General features: G+C 63.9%; 12 protein-coding genes. 1 reads left to right on the top strand and 11 read right to left on the bottom strand.

Annotated elements, in window-relative coordinates:
* Positions 1 to 33 precede the first annotated feature (33 nt).
* Complete coding sequence (locus NKH01_RS11640) at positions 34 to 1,470, bottom strand: aldehyde dehydrogenase family protein (RefSeq protein ID WP_353020380.1); 1,437 nt, start codon at positions 1,468 to 1,470, stop codon at positions 34 to 36.
* A gap of 177 nt (positions 1,471 to 1,647) precedes the next feature.
* Between NKH01_RS11640 and NKH01_RS11635 the strand changes: the two genes are divergently transcribed.
* Positions 1,648 to 2,679: a hydroxyacid dehydrogenase gene (locus NKH01_RS11635; protein ID WP_353020261.1), complete on the top strand. Its 1,032-nt coding sequence runs from the start codon at positions 1,648 to 1,650 to the stop codon at positions 2,677 to 2,679.
* Between the two features lie 27 nt (positions 2,680 to 2,706).
* On the opposite strand, the gene NKH01_RS11630 is transcribed toward NKH01_RS11635, so the two are convergent.
* The 10 genes from NKH01_RS11630 to NKH01_RS11585 all read right to left on the bottom strand — a co-directional run bounded on the left by NKH01_RS11630 (position 2,707) and on the right by NKH01_RS11585 (position 16,137).
* Positions 2,707 to 3,192 carry a hypothetical protein gene (locus tag NKH01_RS11630; RefSeq protein ID WP_353020260.1) on the bottom strand — a complete coding sequence of 162 codons (486 nt, stop codon included), beginning with the start codon at positions 3,190 to 3,192 and terminating at the stop codon, positions 2,707 to 2,709.
* A 104-nt stretch (positions 3,193 to 3,296) separates the two neighbouring features.
* Positions 3,297 to 6,128, bottom strand: coding sequence for a nitrate reductase (locus NKH01_RS11625; protein ID WP_353020259.1), 2,832 nt, complete (start codon positions 6,126 to 6,128; stop codon positions 3,297 to 3,299).
* A 3-nt stretch (positions 6,129 to 6,131) separates the two neighbouring features.
* Positions 6,132 to 6,461, bottom strand: a complete 330-nt coding sequence (gene nirD, locus NKH01_RS11620) for a nitrite reductase small subunit NirD (RefSeq protein ID WP_352483963.1) — start codon at positions 6,459 to 6,461, stop codon at positions 6,132 to 6,134.
* Positions 6,462 to 6,527: 66 nt separating this feature from the next.
* Complete coding sequence (nirB, locus tag NKH01_RS11615) at positions 6,528 to 8,978, bottom strand: nitrite reductase large subunit NirB (protein ID WP_023718002.1); 2,451 nt, start codon at positions 8,976 to 8,978, stop codon at positions 6,528 to 6,530.
* A 19-nt stretch (positions 8,979 to 8,997) separates the two neighbouring features.
* Complete coding sequence (locus NKH01_RS11610; protein WP_352483961.1) at positions 8,998 to 10,299, bottom strand: MFS transporter; 1,302 nt, start codon at positions 10,297 to 10,299, stop codon at positions 8,998 to 9,000.
* 543 nt (positions 10,300 to 10,842) lie between these two features.
* Complete coding sequence (locus NKH01_RS11605) at positions 10,843 to 11,640, bottom strand: ABC transporter ATP-binding protein (RefSeq protein ID WP_352918860.1); 798 nt, start codon at positions 11,638 to 11,640, stop codon at positions 10,843 to 10,845.
* Positions 11,641 to 11,651: 11 nt separating this feature from the next.
* Positions 11,652 to 12,548: a nitrate ABC transporter permease gene (gene ntrB, locus NKH01_RS11600; RefSeq protein WP_352483959.1), complete on the bottom strand. Its 897-nt coding sequence runs from the start codon at positions 12,546 to 12,548 to the stop codon at positions 11,652 to 11,654.
* 74 nt (positions 12,549 to 12,622) lie between these two features.
* The gene (locus NKH01_RS11595) at positions 12,623 to 13,939 is read right to left on the bottom strand and encodes a CmpA/NrtA family ABC transporter substrate-binding protein (protein WP_352717849.1); all 1,317 of its coding nucleotides are present in this window, start codon (positions 13,937 to 13,939) and stop codon (positions 12,623 to 12,625) included.
* Between the two features lie 357 nt (positions 13,940 to 14,296).
* Entirely contained in the window at positions 14,297 to 15,535 is a 1,239-nt protein-coding gene (locus NKH01_RS11590; RefSeq protein WP_352483957.1) for a CmpA/NrtA family ABC transporter substrate-binding protein, read from the bottom strand.
* 2 nt (positions 15,536 to 15,537) lie between these two features.
* Positions 15,538 to 16,137: an ANTAR domain-containing response regulator gene (locus NKH01_RS11585; RefSeq protein WP_353020257.1), complete on the bottom strand. Its 600-nt coding sequence runs from the start codon at positions 16,135 to 16,137 to the stop codon at positions 15,538 to 15,540.
* Positions 16,138 to 16,139: the final 2 nt, after the last annotated feature.

Genomic DNA, 16,139 nt, shown 5'->3' with positions numbered 1-16,139 from the left:
TGCCTGGCTGGTCCCGGATGAGTGCCGCCGTGATCAGCCAGCGAAGGTATAGGCGGTCTTCACGGTGGTGTAGAACTCCGCGGCGTAACGGCCCTGCTCGCGCGGGCCATAGCTCGATCCCTTGCGCCCGCCGAAAGGCACGTGGAAGTCGACGCCCGCCGTCGGCAGGTTGACCATGACCATGCCGGCTTCCGAATTGCGCTTGAAATGCGTGGCATGCTTGAGGCTCGAGGTGCAGATGCCGGACGTCAGCCCGAACGGTGTGTCGTTGGCCACCGCCAGCGCCTCATCATAATTCTTGACGCGGATGACGTTGGCGACCGGTCCGAAAATCTCCTCACGGGAAATGCGCATGGCGTTGGTGGTTTCGGTGAACAGCGCCGGTTGCAAATAGAAGCCGCGGCTTTCGCGATCGAGCCGCTCACCGCCGAAAGCGAGATCGGCACCTTCCCGACGTCCGATGGCGATATAGTCCTCGTCCTGTTTGAGCTGGCTCTGGTCGACCACCGGCCCGATCTGGGTCTTGGCATCGAGAGCGTCGCCGATGACCAGCTTGCCCAGGCGATCTTTCATCGCCTCGACGAAGCGGTCATGGATGCCGTCCGTCACCACCAGGCGGGACGACGCCGTGCAGCGCTGGCCGGTCGAGAAGTAGGCGCCGTTGACCGCGCAGTCGACGGCGACGGCAAGGTCGGCATCATCGAGCACGACAAGCGGGTTCTTGCCGCCCATTTCGAGCTGGAACTTGCGCATGTGCTCGACGCTGGCGGCGGCCACGCGCTTGCCGGTGCCGACCGAGCCGGTGAAGGTGATGGCGTTGAGATCAGGGCTGTCGAGCATGGCCTGGCCGACCACCGAACCTTTGCCCATCACCAGGTTGAGCACGCCGTTGGGCAGTCCGGCGCGGTGCAGGATGTCGACAATTGTCCAGGCGCTCTCCGGAACGAGTTCCGCCGGCTTGAAGACGATAGTGTTGCCGTAGGCCAGCGCCGGAGCGATTTTCCAGGCCGGAATGGCGATCGGGAAATTCCACGGCGTGATGATGCCGACGACGCCGACCGCTTCGCGGGTGATCTCGACGCCGACGCCGGACCGCACGCTTGGCACCAGCTCGCCCGACAGGCGTAGCGTCTCGCCGGCGAAGAAGTCGAATATCTGGGCAGCCCGCACAGTCTCGCCAATGCCCTCGACCAGCGTCTTGCCTTCCTCGCGCGCCAAGGCCCGGCCGATTTCATCTTTCCGCGCGGTGATCTCGTCCGACGCCTTCCTCAGCACCGCGTGGCGTGCCAGCAGGCCCGATCGGGACCATGCCGGAAATGCCGCCTTCGCCGCCGCGATGGCCTGCCGGGCGTGCTCGGCGCCTCCCGATGCATATTCGCCGACCACGTCGTCGAGATTGGACGGGTTGATATTGCGGGAGCCGGCATCGCCCACCCACTCGCCATCGATGAGGTTCTTTCGAAACGGGATCATGTCGCTGTCTTCCTTGTCGTCCTTCGATCGCCGTCTATCTGGACCACCGACCGCCACACCGCAAGGCCGAAAGGCGGGCAAACTTCTCCTCCTCGACAGGCATGTGATAGGGGTCGGGCTGGAAAAGATGATTCCAATATGGTGCGTTGTGGATCGCACGGGAGGAAAAGTATCATGTCCGACAACGCGTTGCCGCTGGTGATCAGCGCACCCCAACCCCGCACGCTCGACCTGATCTTCACGCCGGCTGCGCTGACGAAATTTCGGTCGAAATACCGCATCGTCGAAACATCGCCCGAAGGTGTCGCGGCGCTGCCGGCCGATATCCTTGGCGAGGCGCGCTACATCGTCGGCCAGCCGCCGATCGCGCCAGAGACACTGGAAAAAATGAAGGCGCTGCGCTGCATCTTCAATGTCGAGAGCAACCTCATCAACAACATGCCATATGAGACGCTGTTTTCGCGCGGCATCCATGTCGTCACCACTGGGCTGGTCTTTGCCGAACCGGTGGCCGAGCTCGGCGTTGCCATGGCGCTCAACCTTGCCCGCGACATCGTCGATGCCGACCTCGCTTTTCGTCAAGGCAAGGAATTGTGGGGCGGCGACGGCAACCGGACGGCGCGGCTTCTTTCCGGCGCGGATGTCGGCATCATCGGCTTCGGCGATCTCGGCCGCGCGCTCAACCGGCTTTTGACGGGTTTTCGCACGCGGACAAAAGTCTTCGACCCGTGGCTGCCGCCGTCGATCCTGATCGAGAACGGCGTTGAGCCGGCCTCGCTCGACGAAGTCCTGTCGAGCAGCGATTTCGTCTTCGTCGTCACTTCGGTGACCAGCGAAAACCAGGGTTTCCTCGGCGCCGAAGCCTTTGCCAGGATGCGCGAGGGAGCCGCCTTCATCCTACTCAGCCGGGCTGGCGTGGTCGATTTTCCGGCACTGATGGATGCTGTCCGCAGCGGCCACATCGTCGCCGCCAGTGATGTTTTTCCTGAGGAGCCGCTGGCCCAAGATCACCCGGTCCGCACATTGCCGGGGTTCTTGCGCTCCGCCCACCGGGCCGGCGCACTCGACATCGCTTTCAAGCGGATGGGCGACATGGTGCTGGAAGACATGGACCTGGTCGACCGCGGCCTGCCGCCGATGCGTTCGAAGCGGGCCGAGCGTGAGACCGTTTCGCGAATGCGCTCAAAGCCGGTCGACAAGAATTAAGCCGTCTGTCCCGACGGTCGCACATGCTCAGATCGTGAAGGACCAAAACAGGCAGGCCAGCGTCGCTGCGGCGAAGACGACGAAGAACAGGCTTCTCAATAAGATGTTGCGCCGCAGCTCGTTGATGAAGAGATGGCATCCGACGACGGCTGCGACAAACAGGAACCGCCAGTTCAGCAGTGCCGAGAGCACATCGTGCTGACCGAAAGCAAATCTGGCGGCGAGACATCCAACGATGACCGCGAACAACACGATGACCGTCCAGAAGATTGCATCGGCGGCATGCGTAAGGACGATGCCGGCGAGCCTGATCGGCAGAACCATCATCAGCAGTGCGCTGAGGAAGTAGACCGCCGCGAGCGGAATGAATGCCCCTGCATCGGCGACGTCACTCAAGCGCTTGGCGCCGATCGCGCCATAGGGATAGCCATGCCTGGCCACCGCCAGGCTGAGCGCCATCAGCAAAGCCGTCAGCACGGCCGCAAGCGCGAATGAGGTCAGGGCTTTACTCATGGGGCTCCCGTTCCGAACGAATCGAAGTCAGAACGGTGGTAGCCTATGGTTTGTAAATTGCTAGTAAGCATCATGCAGCGGCGCGGCAGAGTTCCTCGGCGCATTCACTCTGCAGCTTGCAGACGCCGCCCGTCGATAATGGTCTTGATCTCGGCGCGGCAGGAGCCGCAATTGGTGCCGGCGTGAAGGGCGGCGCCGATTGCCGCGACGCTGGTGCAGCCGCCGCGCACCGCTTCCGCGATCTGGTTGGCACCGACCCCGAAACAGGCGCAGACGATGGCGCCGCGGTCGACGCTCTTGCCGCCAGGCCTGCCGGCGACGATCGCCAGCCGCGCCTGCCGATCGGCATGGTCGGCACCCAGTTGTTCGGCCGCCCAGCCGCGCGACACCGCTACCGGGGTAGGCGCAAGATAGAGCGCGCCGACCAGCCGACCGCCCGCGAAACGGGCGAAGCGATGGTGCCCGCCGGCGATGTCGTGATAGGCGAGCGCCTCGCCTTCCGGGCCGAACAACGCGGCGGCAAACCCGGTCCAGTCGCGGCTGTCCTGCAGCGCAATTTCAAGGCGCCAGCCGGCGGGGCAGCGGGCGAGGCTCCAATAATCGGCGTCGATGGATGCGGGCCGTTCCGCAAGCACCGCGAAGCCGAAGGCCGTGGCGGCGAACCGCTCGATTCGGGCGGCAACGTTCTTTGAAGCCGGCTGGCCTGAAATCGCATCAGTCGTCGGCGCGACCAGGGCATCGACGCGCGCGCGCGCGGAAAACTGATCGGTCCAGTGCATCGGCACGAACACAGAGCCTTGGCGTTGGCGCCCTGTCACCAGCGCGCGGACCACGACCTCGCCATAAGCTGTCGAGACGCGCACAATATCGGCATCGCCGATGCCGTAGTGCTGCGCATCCGCCGGGTGAATTTCGACGAAAGGCTCGGCCATGTGCTGCGACAGGCGCGGGCTCTTGCCGGTTCGCGTCATGGTGTGCCAGTGGTCGCGCACGCGCCCGGTGTTGAGCACCAACGGGTAGTCCAGGCTGGTGCGGGTTTGGGCGGTTGGGCGGATGGCAATAAAGCGTGCCTTGCCGTCGGGTGTGTAGAAATTGCCGTTGGCAAAGAAGCGGGTGCTTTTGTCCTCCGGCTGGCGCCACGCACCCCCCTCTGGCCTGCCGGCCATCTCCCCCCCAGGGGGGGAGATTGGCAGTTTTGCCGGCACCGCCTTTTCAGCAATGGTAACGATTGGCGAAACCGGTGGCGACATCCAATCTCCCCCCTTGAGGGGGAGATGGCCGGCAGGCCAGAGGGGGGTGCCTTGGCTCGGCGCTGGCCATTGGAATGGCGCCAATTTCTCAAAGGTCCCTGAATCAATCGCGCCATACGCGCCTATATCAAAATCGCGCGCGCCGTCATTCTCGAAACCCGACAACGCCGCATGCTCGGCGAAGATGTCGGCCGCCGACACATGCGAAAAAGCTTCGGCAAACCCCATCCGCCTGGCGACTTCAGCGATGATCCACCAATCTGGCCTTGCCTCGCCGGGCGTGGCCAAAAAAGCCCGCTGGCGCGAGATGCGGCGCTCCGAATTGGTGACGGTGCCGTCCTTCTCGCCCCATGCCGCCGCCGGCAGCCGGACCTGAGCATGGCGGACCGTGTCGGTCTCGCCCAGCACGTCCGAGACAACGACAAACGGGCAAGCCTTGATCGCCGCCTCGATGGTATCGGCGTCCGGCATCGAATCGACCGGATTGGTCGCCATGATCCACAGCGCCTTGATGCGTCCGTCGGCCACCGCTTGGAACATCTCGACCGCTTTCAGGCCGGGCTTTTCGACGACGGTCGGCGCGTTCCAGAAGCGCTGCACGCGGTTGCGGTGCTCGGGGTTTTCGATCTCCATGTGGGCGGCCAGCATGTTGGCCATGCCGCCGACCTCGCGGCCGCCCATAGCATTGGGCTGGCCGGTCACCGAAAACGGCCCGGCGCCGGGCTTGCCGATGCGGCCGGTGGCGAGATGGCAGTTGATGATGGCGTTGACCTTGTCGGTGCCCGAAGACGACTGGTTTACGCCCTGGCTGTAGACGGTCACCGTCTTCGCCGTCGCGGCAAACAGGCTGTAGAAGCGGGACAGTTCGTCCTCACTGAGACCCGTGGCAGCCGCGATGCCGGCAAGGTCGAGCGCCGAGGCAGCGAAAAGCGCTTGCCCGAATCCGGTCGTGTGCGCCGTGATATAGGTACGGTCCAGCGCGTTATGCTGGCCGAGATAGGCGAGCAGCCCTGTGAACAAAGCGACGTCGCCATCGGGCGCGATCGCCAGATGCATGTCAGCGATATCCGATGTCATGGTGCGGCGTGGGTCGATCAGCACCACCTTCATCTCGGGCCGCTTTTCCCGGGCAGCGGCAATGCGCTGATAGAGCACCGGATGGCACCAGGCGAGATTGGAGCCGACGAGCACGATCAGGTCGGCAAGTTCCAGATCCTCGTAATTTCCCGGAACCGTGTCCGAGCCAAAGGCGCGGCGGTGGCCGGCGACCGACGAGGCCATGCACAGGCGCGAATTGGTGTCGATATTGGCCGAGCCGACAAACCCCTTCATCAGCTTGTTGGCGACGTAGTAGTCCTCGGTCAGCAACTGGCCGGAAACATAAAAGGCGACCGAATCGGGGCCGTGTTCGGCAATGGTTTGCGAGAAGGTCGAAGCGACTAGATTGAGCGCTTGGTCCCAGTCGGTACGGCGACCGTGGATTTCCGGATGAAGCAGCCTGCCGTCGAGATCGATGGTCTCGGCCAGTGCGGAGCCTTTGGAGCAGAGGCGGCCGAAATTCGCCGGGTGGTCCGGGTCGCCACGAACGGTTATTTCACCGTCCGCGGCGACCTTCGCCAGCACGCCGCAACCCACCCCGCAGTAGGGGCAGGTGGTCCTCACCTCGCGCGCTTCATCAATCTGCATGGTTCACGCCGCGCGGCTGGCCAGCGCTTCCAGCGCAATGAACAGCCGCTCGCCGTCGATCCGCACCGGAATGGTGCGCACCACGCCCTCGTCGGCGCCGAGCGCCTTGCCTGTCTCGAGCGAGATCACCCAATTGTGCAAAGGACAGGTCACCGCCGTGCCATGGACGATGCCCTGGCTGAGTGGCCCACCCTTGTGCGGGCAATGGTCGTCGATGGCGAAGACTTGATCGTCGGCCGTGCGAAAGACGGCGATCTTTCCTTCGGGTGTGGCGACGCAGCGCGCACCGCGACGCGGAATGTCCGAGAGCGTGCCGATGGATACCCAATTCATGTGGCTATTCCTCTTTTGCGCGTGTTCTTGTCCGGAAACCGCATTCCACTTTTCGGGAACACGCGCCTACTCCGCCGCCTGCGCAAAGCCGACCGAAGCCATCGGCCGGAATTCATGCTTGTCCTTGCCGGAAGCACGTTCCGACCACGGGTCGACCTGGGCGAATTTCTGCGAGAAGACGAAGCGCGCGAAATAGGCCTTGCGCTTCTCGCCATCGTCCATGATCTGGCGCTTGATCTCGGCGATGCCGACGCGCTTGGCCCATTTGTAGATACGCTCGAGATAGCGGCCCTGCTCGCGATACATCTGCGTCAACGCCACGATATGCTCCAGCGCCTCGTCCTCGGTCTTGACCAGGCCGAGCACTTCGGTGCCCTTGATGTCGAGCCCGGCGGCGCCGGCGAAATGGATCTCGTAGCCGCTATCGACGCAGATCACGCCGACATCCTTGCAGGTCGCCTCGGCACAGTTTCGCGGACAGCCCGATACCGCCATCTTGACCTTGGCAGGGGTCCACGAGCCCCACATGAATTTTTCGATACGGATGCCCAAACCGGTCGAATCCTGCGTGCCGAAGCGGCACCAGTCGGAACCGACGCAGGTCTTTACGGTGCGCAGCCCCTTGGCATAGGCGTGGCCGGAGACGAAGCCAGCCTGGCCGAGATCGGCCCACACCGCCGGCAGGTCTTCCTTGCGGATGCCGAGCATGTCGATGCGCTGGCCGCCGGTGACCTTGACCATCGGGATCTCGAACTTGTCGACGACGTCGGCGATGGCGCGCAATTCGGCGGCGTTGGTGACGCCGCCCCACATGCGCGGCACCACCGAATAGGTGCCGTCCTTCTGGATGTTGGCGTGAACGCGCTCGTTGATGAAGCGCGACTGGTAGTCGTCGGCGTATTCGTCGGGCCAGTCGCAGACGAGATAATAGTTTAGCGCCGGCCGGCATTTGGCGCAGCCGCAGGAGGTCTTCCATTCCAACTCCTGCATGACGGCGGGAATGGTCTTCAGGCCCTTGGCCTTGATCAGCCGGCGGACCTCGTCATGACCAAGCGCGGTGCAACTGCACATCGGCTGGACCGCCGCGGGGTTGTATTTGTCGCCGATGGTCAGCACCATCAACTTCTCGACCAGTCCGGTGCACGAGCCGCAGGAGGCAGACGCCTTGGTGTGCGCGCGCACGTCGTCGAGCGAGGTCAGGCCCTTGGCCGTGATCGCGCCGGTGATCTTTCCCTTGCATACGCCGTTGCAACCGCAGATTTCCGCATCATCCGGCAAGGCTGCAACGGCCGCCATAGGGTCCAGGGGGGCGCCTCCCTGGTAGGACTGGCCGAAGATGAGCGTATCGCGCATCTCGGATATATCGGTCTGCTTCTTCTTGAGGTCGTTGAACCAGGCGCCGTCGGCCGTCTCGCCGTAGAGCACTGTGCCGATGATGCGGTCGTCCTTGAGCACCAGGCGCTTGTAGACGCCGGCCGCCGCATCGCGCAGCACGATCTCCTGGCGGTCATCGCCCTCGGCGAAGTCGCCGAGCGAGAACAGTTCGATGCCGGTGACCTTGAGCTTGGTCGGCGTGTCCATGTGGACGAAAGCCGCTGCCTCATTGCCGGCCAGATGGCTGGCGGCGACGCGCGCCATCTCGTAGAGCGGCGCGACCAGCCCGTAGACCTGGCCGTTGACCTCGGCGCATTCGCCGATTGCATAGATGTCGGGATCGTTGCTGCGCATGCCGGCGTCGACGACAATGCCGCGATTGACGGCAATGCCGGCTTCCTTCGCCAGGACCGCGTTCGGCCTGATGCCCACGGCCATGACGACGAGCGTTGCGGGAATGACAGTGCCGTCGGCAAGCTCCACCCGCTCGACCTTGCCGTTGCCGGTGATCGCCTGGGTGTTGGCCTTGGTGATGACCTTGATGCCGCGCTGCTCGACGGCGCGCTGCAGGAGATATCCGGCGGCCGGATCGAGCTGACGCTCCATCAGCGTCGGCATGACATGCAGCACGGTGACGTCCATGCCTTGCGCATTCAAGCCCGCTGCTGCCTCGAGCCCGAGCAGGCCGCCGCCAATGACCACAGCCTTGGCCCGCGACTGGGCGGCAAGCATCATGGCCCGGACGTCGTCCAGATCGCGATACGTGAGCACGCCCGGCAGGTCATGGCCCGGCACCGGAATGATAAACGGCACCGAGCCGGTGGCGATGACGAGTTTGTCATAGGGCTCGGTCACGCCATGATCGGAGGTGACGGTCTTTGCCTGCCGGTCGATGGCGACGATCTTGTGGCCCTTGTAGAGGGTGATGCCGTGCTTGATGTACCAGCCGTCGCCATGGATGATGATCTCTTCATAGGCCTTTTCGCCCGACAGAACCGGCGACAGCATGATGCGGTCGTAGTTCACGCGCGGCTCGGCGTTGAAGATGGTGACCTGGTAGCGCCCAGGCGCCTTTTCCAGGAGGTGCTCCAGCATGCGCCCGGGGGCCATGCCGTTGCCAATGATAACGAGTTTCTCGGTCATATCCTGATCCACTCCGGTCTCACTCAGCCGCGTAGGAAAGGCCTGAAGCTTCGTCAGACGCCGTGCGCTCCATCCGCCGGATGGAAAAATGCATCCAGGCAAAGCAGGTGGCGACGATGACGAAGAGCAGCATGAAGCAGCTCGACCAGACGCCGGTGAGGTCGTTGAGCGCGCCGAAGACGATTGGCAGGATAAAGCCGCCGAGCCCGCCAATCATGCCGACAACGCCGCCGACCGCGCCGACACTCTGCGGATAGTAAGCCGGGATGTGCTTGTAGACGGCAGCCTTGCCAAGGCTCATGAAGAAGCCGAGCACACAGGCAACGGCTATGAAGGCGAGCGGGCCGACCTCGAAATGGAAGGCGATCGGCCCGCTGACACCGCGCACGACGTAGTCTGCCGAGGGGAGAGACAGAACGAGAGTCGCGGCGGCACTGACAGCGAAGGTCCAGTAGAGCACGGTGCGGGCGCCGATCCGGTCGGAAAGCACGCCGCCATAGGCGCGGAAAATACTTGCCGGAATTGAATAGGCCGCGCCGATCATACCGGCGGTCGCAAGCCCGAAGCCGTAGACGCCGATCAGGTAGCGGGGCAGCCATAGCGAGAGCGCCACGAATGCACCGAAGGCGAAGAAATAATAGAAGGCGAAGCGCCAGACCTGCAGGTTCTTGAGCGGCGCGAACTCCTGCCAGAAGCTTCTCGAGGGCGCGGCCTTGCCGGCGCGGCGCTCGCGGATGACCGGATCGTCGCCGGTCGTGAACCAGAAGACGGCGGCCATGACGACGAGTGCTGCCGCCCAGATCAGCGCGACCGACTGCCAGCCCCAGGAGAGAAGCACGAACGGTGCCAGGAACTTGGTGACCGCGGCGCCGACATTGCCGACACCGAAAATGCCAAGCGCCGTGCCCTGCTTGCCGGCCGGGAAGAAGCGCGAGACATAGGCGACACCGACGGCGAAGGAACCGCCAGCGAGCCCGACGCCCAGCGCAGCGACCAGCATCTGCCCGTAGGTGTGCGCAAAAGCGAGCAGAAAGGTCGCGACCGCCGCCGCAAGCATGGTCGCGGTGTATACCAGCCGTCCGCCAAAACGGTCGGTCCAGACACCGAGCACCATACGCACGAGCGAGCCGGTGAGGATCGGCGTGCCGACGAGCAGGCCGAACTCCGTCTCGTTCAGCCCCAGCTCCTGCTTTATGCGCACGCCGATGATTGAAAAGATCGTCCACACCGCGAAGCAGACGGTGAAGGCGATGGTGGACATGACAAGCGCCTGCCGGGGAGCACTGTCCTGGCTGGGCGCGGCTGGGAGATTTGCGGTCATTTTCTGGCTCCGGTTTGCGGCGTGGGAAGCACCGCCCTTGTGCTGTTCGTTCGCGACTGTCAGCGGCGCGGCATCGCCCTCAGCGCGCTGACGGCCAGAAAATCGCGGCGCGTGAAGTCCGCGAGGGACGCGCCAGTTCCGATCCGTTTCATCATCGTCGTCTCCGGTTGGGCGCTTGGGACCAGCGCCGTCGATTGCGTCAAAACAAAAAAGCCGCCGGCCAGGTCTTCGCGTCCGGGTTCCGGGAGCGCGTGTGGACCTGAGCGGCAGCTTTGCCTGTGGCGCCCGCCATTGGACGCCGTGTCACTTGGCCCTTGCGGACCTACATGTTGAAAAGCAGGAAGCGTGCCAATTCGACAGCGCTCTGAATTATCGAATGAAACCAATGTGAACCGCAGCCGCGCGACTTTTGACCAAGCTCGGCAGCGGATCAAAGATTAGTCAGAATGCCTTGCACAGCAGCATAATATTTGTGCAATGCGGTAGATTGCCCATTGCCGATGCAGATTGCCAATGATGATGACGAGTTTTCCGGTTATTGCCTTACTCCGCGGCTTCGACGAAGCGGTGGCGTTCGTAGAGGAATTTCAGCACCGCCTCGCGGCAGCGCAGGAAGGTGCGGTCGGAGGAAAGCTCGATGCGCCGACGCGGCCGGGCCAGCGGCACGGGAAGAACCTCGCCGATGGTGGCCGCCGGGCCGTTGGTCATCATGACGATGCGATCGGACAACAGCACCGCCTCGTCGACATCGTGGGTGATCATGACGGTCGTCGAGCCGAGCCTCGAATGGATATCCATCACCGCGTCCTGAAGATGGGCGCGCGTCAGCGCGTCGAGCGCGCCGAAGGGCTCGTCGAGCAGCAGGATCTTCGGCTCCATGGCCAGCGCCCGGGCGATGCCGACGCGCTGCTTCATGCCACCCGAAATCTCGGCCGGACGTTTGTCCTTGGCATGCGCCATCTGCACGAGATCGAGATTGCGCATGATCCATTCATGCCGCTGGGCCCGGCTCTTGCTCCGGCCAAAGACCTTCGTGACTGCCAAATTGATGTTCTCGTAGACGGTGAGCCAGGGCAGCAGCGAGTGATTCTGGAACACCACGGCGCGTTCCGGGCCAGGGCTGTCGACTTCCGTGTCCTCGAGCAGCACGGCGCCGGCCGAGACCTTGGTCAGGCCGGCGATCAGGTTGAGCAAGGTCGACTTGCCGCAGCCTGAATGGCCGATGATCGAGACGAATTCACCTTTGTCGATGGTCAGCCGGATGTCCTTCAGCACGTCGCTGACCTGGCTGCCGCGGGCGAAGGATTTGTCGATGTGGTCGAGTTTCAGATAGGCCGTCATCGTCCCTCTCCTCACTTTGCCGTTGTGCCGCGGGTGACGAAGACGCCGACCGCCGCGACCAGGCGGTCGAGGCAGAAGCCGGTGACGCCGATATAGGCGAGCGCGACGATGATGTCGGGCAGCCGCGATGAGTTCCACGCGTCCCAGATGAAGAAGCCGATGCCGACGCCGCCGGTCAGCATTTCGGCGGCGACGATGGCGAGCCAGGACAGACCGATGCCGATGCGCAGGCCGGTGAAAATGTAAGGTGCAGCTGCCGGCACCATGATCTTCACGAAGAATTCGAACTGGTTGAGCCTGAGGATGCGGGAGACGTTGCGGTAGTCCTCAGGGATGTTGCGGACGCCGACCGCGGTGTTGATGATGATGGGCCAGATCGAGGTGATGAAGATGACGAAGATCGCCGACGGGCTGGAATCGCGGAACGCCGCCAGCGACAGCGGCAGCCAGGCGAGCGGCGGCACCGTGCGCAGGATCTGGAACACCGGATCGAGGCCGCGCATCGCCCAGATCGACTGACCGACAAGCGCGCCGAGCGCAACGCCGACGATCGCCGCAAGGCCGAAGCCGACGGCGACGCGCTGCAGCGAGATCAGCACCCGCCAGGCGAGCCCGATATCCTGCGGGCCGTTGTCGAAGAACGGATGGGCGATCAGGTCATAGGCCTCGTTCCACACCTGGCTTGGCGGTGGCAGGCTGGCTGTGGGCGACGAACAGGCGACCTGCCAGACGACGAGCATGATGGTGATGACAATGACCGGCGGCACCAGCGTGCTGGCCAGCTTGCCGGCGATCGCGGCCGGGTCGAAGCGGCGCCGCGCCCTGGCGGTGAAAGCGATGACCTCGGCGGGCTTGGCCGGCGCGGGGAACGGCTTCACCTTGCTGTCCTCGATGGCTTGGATAGACATTTCTCGAAAACTCCTTGGCAGCACATGCACAACGGGCGGCGTTGCCAACGCACTGTCGCGCATCTATGTCGGGCTCAGGCCGACGCCTTGATCTTCAGGCTGTCGAGATAGGCCGACGGATTCTCCGGATCGAAGATCTTGCCGTCGAAGAAGGTTTCGGTGCCGCGCGACGAAGACGCCGGAATATCGGCCGCGGCGACACCAAGATCCTTGGCCGCCTCGCGCCACAGATCCTCACGGTTGACCTGGCCGACCAGTGCTTTGATGTCGGTGGTCGGCGCGAACTTGCCCCAGCGGATGTTCTCGGCGAGGAACCAGCTGTCGTGGCTCTTGAAGGGATAGGACACGCCGCCCTGCCAGAACTTCATGTAGAGATCGGTGCCGTTGGCGACGCGGCCATTGCCGTAGTTGATGTCGCCCTTGAGGCGGCCGATGATGTCGGCGGTCGGCACGTTCATCCACTGCCGCTTGCCGATGATGGCGGCCATCTCGTCCTTGTTTTCTTTTGCCTCGCACCATTGCTGGGCCTCCATGACGGCCATCAGGATCGCCTTGGTGGCGTTCGGATATTTGTCGATGAAGGCGGCGCGCAGGCCGAGCGCCTTTTCCGGATGGCCCTTCCACAGTTCGCCGGTGGTGGCGGCGGTGAAGCCGACGCCCTGATGGACGAGCTGCTCGTTCCATGGCTCGCCGACGCAGAACACGTCCATGTTGCCGACCTTCATGTTGGCGACCATCTGCGGCGGCGGCACGACGATGGTCGAGACATCCTTGTCGGGATCGATGCCGCCGGCAGCCAGCCAGTAGCGCAGCCAGAGGTCGTGCGTTCCGCCCGGGAAGGTCATGGCGGCCTTGACCTCCTTGCCCGCGGCCTTCTTGGCGGCGAAGGCTTCCTTCAGCTTTGAGGCATCGAGGCCGACGCCGGTGGCGGCATATTCCTGGGCGACGGAAATGCCCTGGCAGTCGTAGTTGAGCCGGGCCACGATCGCCATCGGCAGCGGCTGTTTGTTCTGCGTCACCTTGCCGGTGTGCATCAAATAGGGCATCGGCGTCAGGATATGGGCACCGTCAATGCCGTTGGCTTCGCCGCCGAGCACCAGATTGTCGCGCGTTGCGCCCCACGAGGCCTGCTTGAGCACCTCGACATCGGGCATGCCGAATTTCTCGAACAGGCCTTTTTCCTTGGCAATCATCAGCGGTGCCGCATCGGTCAGCGCAATGAAGCCGAGCTTGGCGCCGGTGACTTCCGGCGCGGCGGGTGCCGCATAGGCGCCGGAGGGCAGCAGCGCACGCGCCGCCGCCAGCGTTGCCGCGGTGGCCGCGCTGATCCTCAGGAAATCGCGGCGGCTGATCGCCGGTTGGGCGGAATGGCTATTGGTGCGTTTCGTCATCGTCATCTCCGGTTGGGCGCGGCTTGGGATCGGCGCCGTCGATTGCGTGTTCGACCAAAACAAAAAGCCGCCAGCCAGGCCGCGCGCGTCCGTCATCCGGGATCGCGTGTTGACCTGAGCGGCAGCTTTGCCTGTAGCGCCCGCCATTGGACGCGTATTCCGTGACCCCGAGAAGAGTCTGCCTATTGCAATGCAGGAACCGTGCCAGTTTCGGAATGGATGGCAAACATCAATTAGATCAATGACATACCACAATCGTCGGCGCGCCGGCCCGCTGGGCGCGCAAGCTAAGAATTGTTCATTAGCGCAGTTGCACGCACATTTTTTGTGCAGTGCACAAGAATGGCGCGGAAATGATCAGGCTTCGGCGCGCGCCAATTTCTGGCCGGCAATGTAGGCGTCGATCTCGTCGGGATCGAAGATCTGGCCATCGAAGAACCCGTCGGGACCGAGCACCAGGCTTGCCCCCGCCGAACCAACTGGAGTCGCGGCCTTCAGCGCGCCCTCGACCTTGGCATTGGCACCGGGAAGCGCCACGCCAAGCGGCTTCAACGCCGAGCGGTAGAGATCGGGGCGGTAGCAGTCGCGGGCAACAGCGAGGTTTTCCGGCGTGTGCGCGACATGCCCCCAGCGCACCATCTGCGTGTAGAACCACAGCGCATGGCTCTTCCACGGGAAGTTTGCCGCCTTGTCGAAGGGCAGAAAGAAGTCGCCGACGCTCAGTTCGGCGCCGCCGCCGAGCGCAAGATGACCGCTGAGGATTGGCATCTGCAGCGCCGGCGCCAGGCCGAGGAGGGCCGGCTGCGCCATCAGGGCCGTGAGTTCGCCGCGGTTTGCCGGATCCTGGCACCAGCGCGCCGCATGATGCAGCGCGCGCAGCAGGGCCGAAAGCGCGTCCGGCTGTTTTTCCGCCCATGCCTTGCGCACGCCGATGACTTTCTCCGGGCTGGTCTTCCAGATGGCCGCCTTGACCGTGGCGATATGGCCGGTGCCGGCGACGACAGAGGCGCTGTTCCAGGGTTCGCCGACGCAGTAGCCGTCGATCCTGCCGGCGGCGAGCGCGTCCGCCATGAAGGGGGGCGGCACGATGACGATTTCGATCTCATGCGACGGGTCGATGCCGCAGGCGGCGAGCCAGTAGCGCAGTTCGTAATTGTGCCCGGAGTGCGGATGGACGACGGCGAAGCGAAGCGGATCGCCGCCGGCATTCGCCCGTTTGCGGATCAGCGCCCCCAACGCCCTGCCGGCCCGCGCCGGATCGAGGTCGGGTCGGGCGCCGTGCGCGGCCATGCCCGCCCAGACCGCGTTCGAAACCGTGACGCAATTCCCGCCAAGGCCGAGCGAGAACGGCACGACCGTGTCGGAGGCGAGCGGCGTCAGCCCCAGATTGCAGGCGATCGGCATCGGCCCCAGCATATGCGCGAGATCGAAATGGCCGATGGCGATGCGGTCACGGATGTTGGCCCAGGATGTTTCCCGGTTGAGCGTCAGATCGATGCCTTCGCGCAGCGCGAAGCCGATTTCCTTTGCCGCAACGAGGACAGCGCTGTCGAAGAGCGGCATGAAGCCAGCATTGATCCGGTGCTCGGCCGCCATCGTCAACTCTCCTCGGAATCCAGAAGGCCTGCCGCCGTCACCAGGCTCTGGGCGATTTCGCCGATCTTGCGGTTCTGGTTCATGGCGGTCTTGCGCAGCAGCGTATAGGCCGCGTCCTCCGACAAGCCGCGCGACTTCATCAATATGCCCTTGGCGCGATCGATCACCTTGCGGCTTTCCAATTCGCTGCGGGCCTCTTCCAGTTCGCGCGCCATGCGCGAAAACGCGTTAAAGCGGCTGATCGCCATGTCGAGGATCGGCTTGACCCGCTCCTGACGCAGGCCGTCGACGACATAGGCTGAGACCCCCGCCTCCACCGCTGCCTCGATCGAAGCCTGATCCGAGCGATCGACGAACATGGCGATCGGCCGCTTCACCACGCGCGAAAGCTGGAACATGTTTTCGAGCATGTCGCGGTTGGGATTTTCGAGGTCGATGACGATTACGTCGGGTTCGATCTCGGCGATCCGCCGTGCTATGCCGGCGACGTCATGGATGACCGTGACCTGCCGATGCCCGGCCTCCCGCAGTCCTGCTTCGATTATCGAAGCGCGGATGTGGTTTTCATCGATCACCAGGACAGTGAGGGATTTGCGGATCATGC

It is taken from the genome of Mesorhizobium sp. M1403 (assembly GCF_040317695.1).
Taxonomy (GTDB): Bacteria; Pseudomonadota; Alphaproteobacteria; order Rhizobiales; family Rhizobiaceae; genus Mesorhizobium.
The sequence above is the reverse complement of the archived record's forward strand: the minus strand, read 5'-3'. Positions and strand labels throughout refer to the sequence as shown.

Excerpts from the sequence above, each read along its gene's own strand:
- NKH01_RS11595 (WP_352717849.1), bottom strand. The coding sequence starts at position 13,939 with ATGACGAAACGCACCAATAGCCATTCCGCCCAACCGGCGATCAGCCGC.
- nirB (WP_023718002.1), bottom strand. The coding sequence starts at position 8,978 with ATGACCGAGAAACTCGTTATCATTGGCAACGGCATGGCCCCCGGGCGC.
- NKH01_RS11625 (WP_353020259.1), bottom strand. The coding sequence starts at position 6,128 with ATGCAGATTGATGAAGCGCGCGAGGTGAGGACCACCTGCCCCTACTGC.
- NKH01_RS11630 (WP_353020260.1), bottom strand. The coding sequence starts at position 3,192 with ATGAGTAAAGCCCTGACCTCATTCGCGCTTGCGGCCGTGCTGACGGCT.
- nirD (WP_352483963.1), bottom strand. The coding sequence starts at position 6,461 with ATGAATTGGGTATCCATCGGCACGCTCTCGGACATTCCGCGTCGCGGT.
- NKH01_RS11610 (WP_352483961.1), bottom strand. The coding sequence starts at position 10,299 with ATGACCGCAAATCTCCCAGCCGCGCCCAGCCAGGACAGTGCTCCCCGG.
- NKH01_RS11590 (WP_352483957.1), bottom strand. The coding sequence starts at position 15,535 with ATGGCGGCCGAGCACCGGATCAATGCTGGCTTCATGCCGCTCTTCGAC.
- NKH01_RS11605 (WP_352918860.1), bottom strand. The coding sequence starts at position 11,640 with ATGACGGCCTATCTGAAACTCGACCACATCGACAAATCCTTCGCCCGC.
- NKH01_RS11585 (WP_353020257.1), bottom strand. The coding sequence starts at position 16,137 with ATGATCCGCAAATCCCTCACTGTCCTGGTGATCGATGAAAACCACATC.
- NKH01_RS11635 (WP_353020261.1), top strand. The coding sequence starts at position 1,648 with ATGTCCGACAACGCGTTGCCGCTGGTGATCAGCGCACCCCAACCCCGC.
- ntrB (WP_352483959.1), bottom strand. The coding sequence starts at position 12,548 with ATGTCTATCCAAGCCATCGAGGACAGCAAGGTGAAGCCGTTCCCCGCG.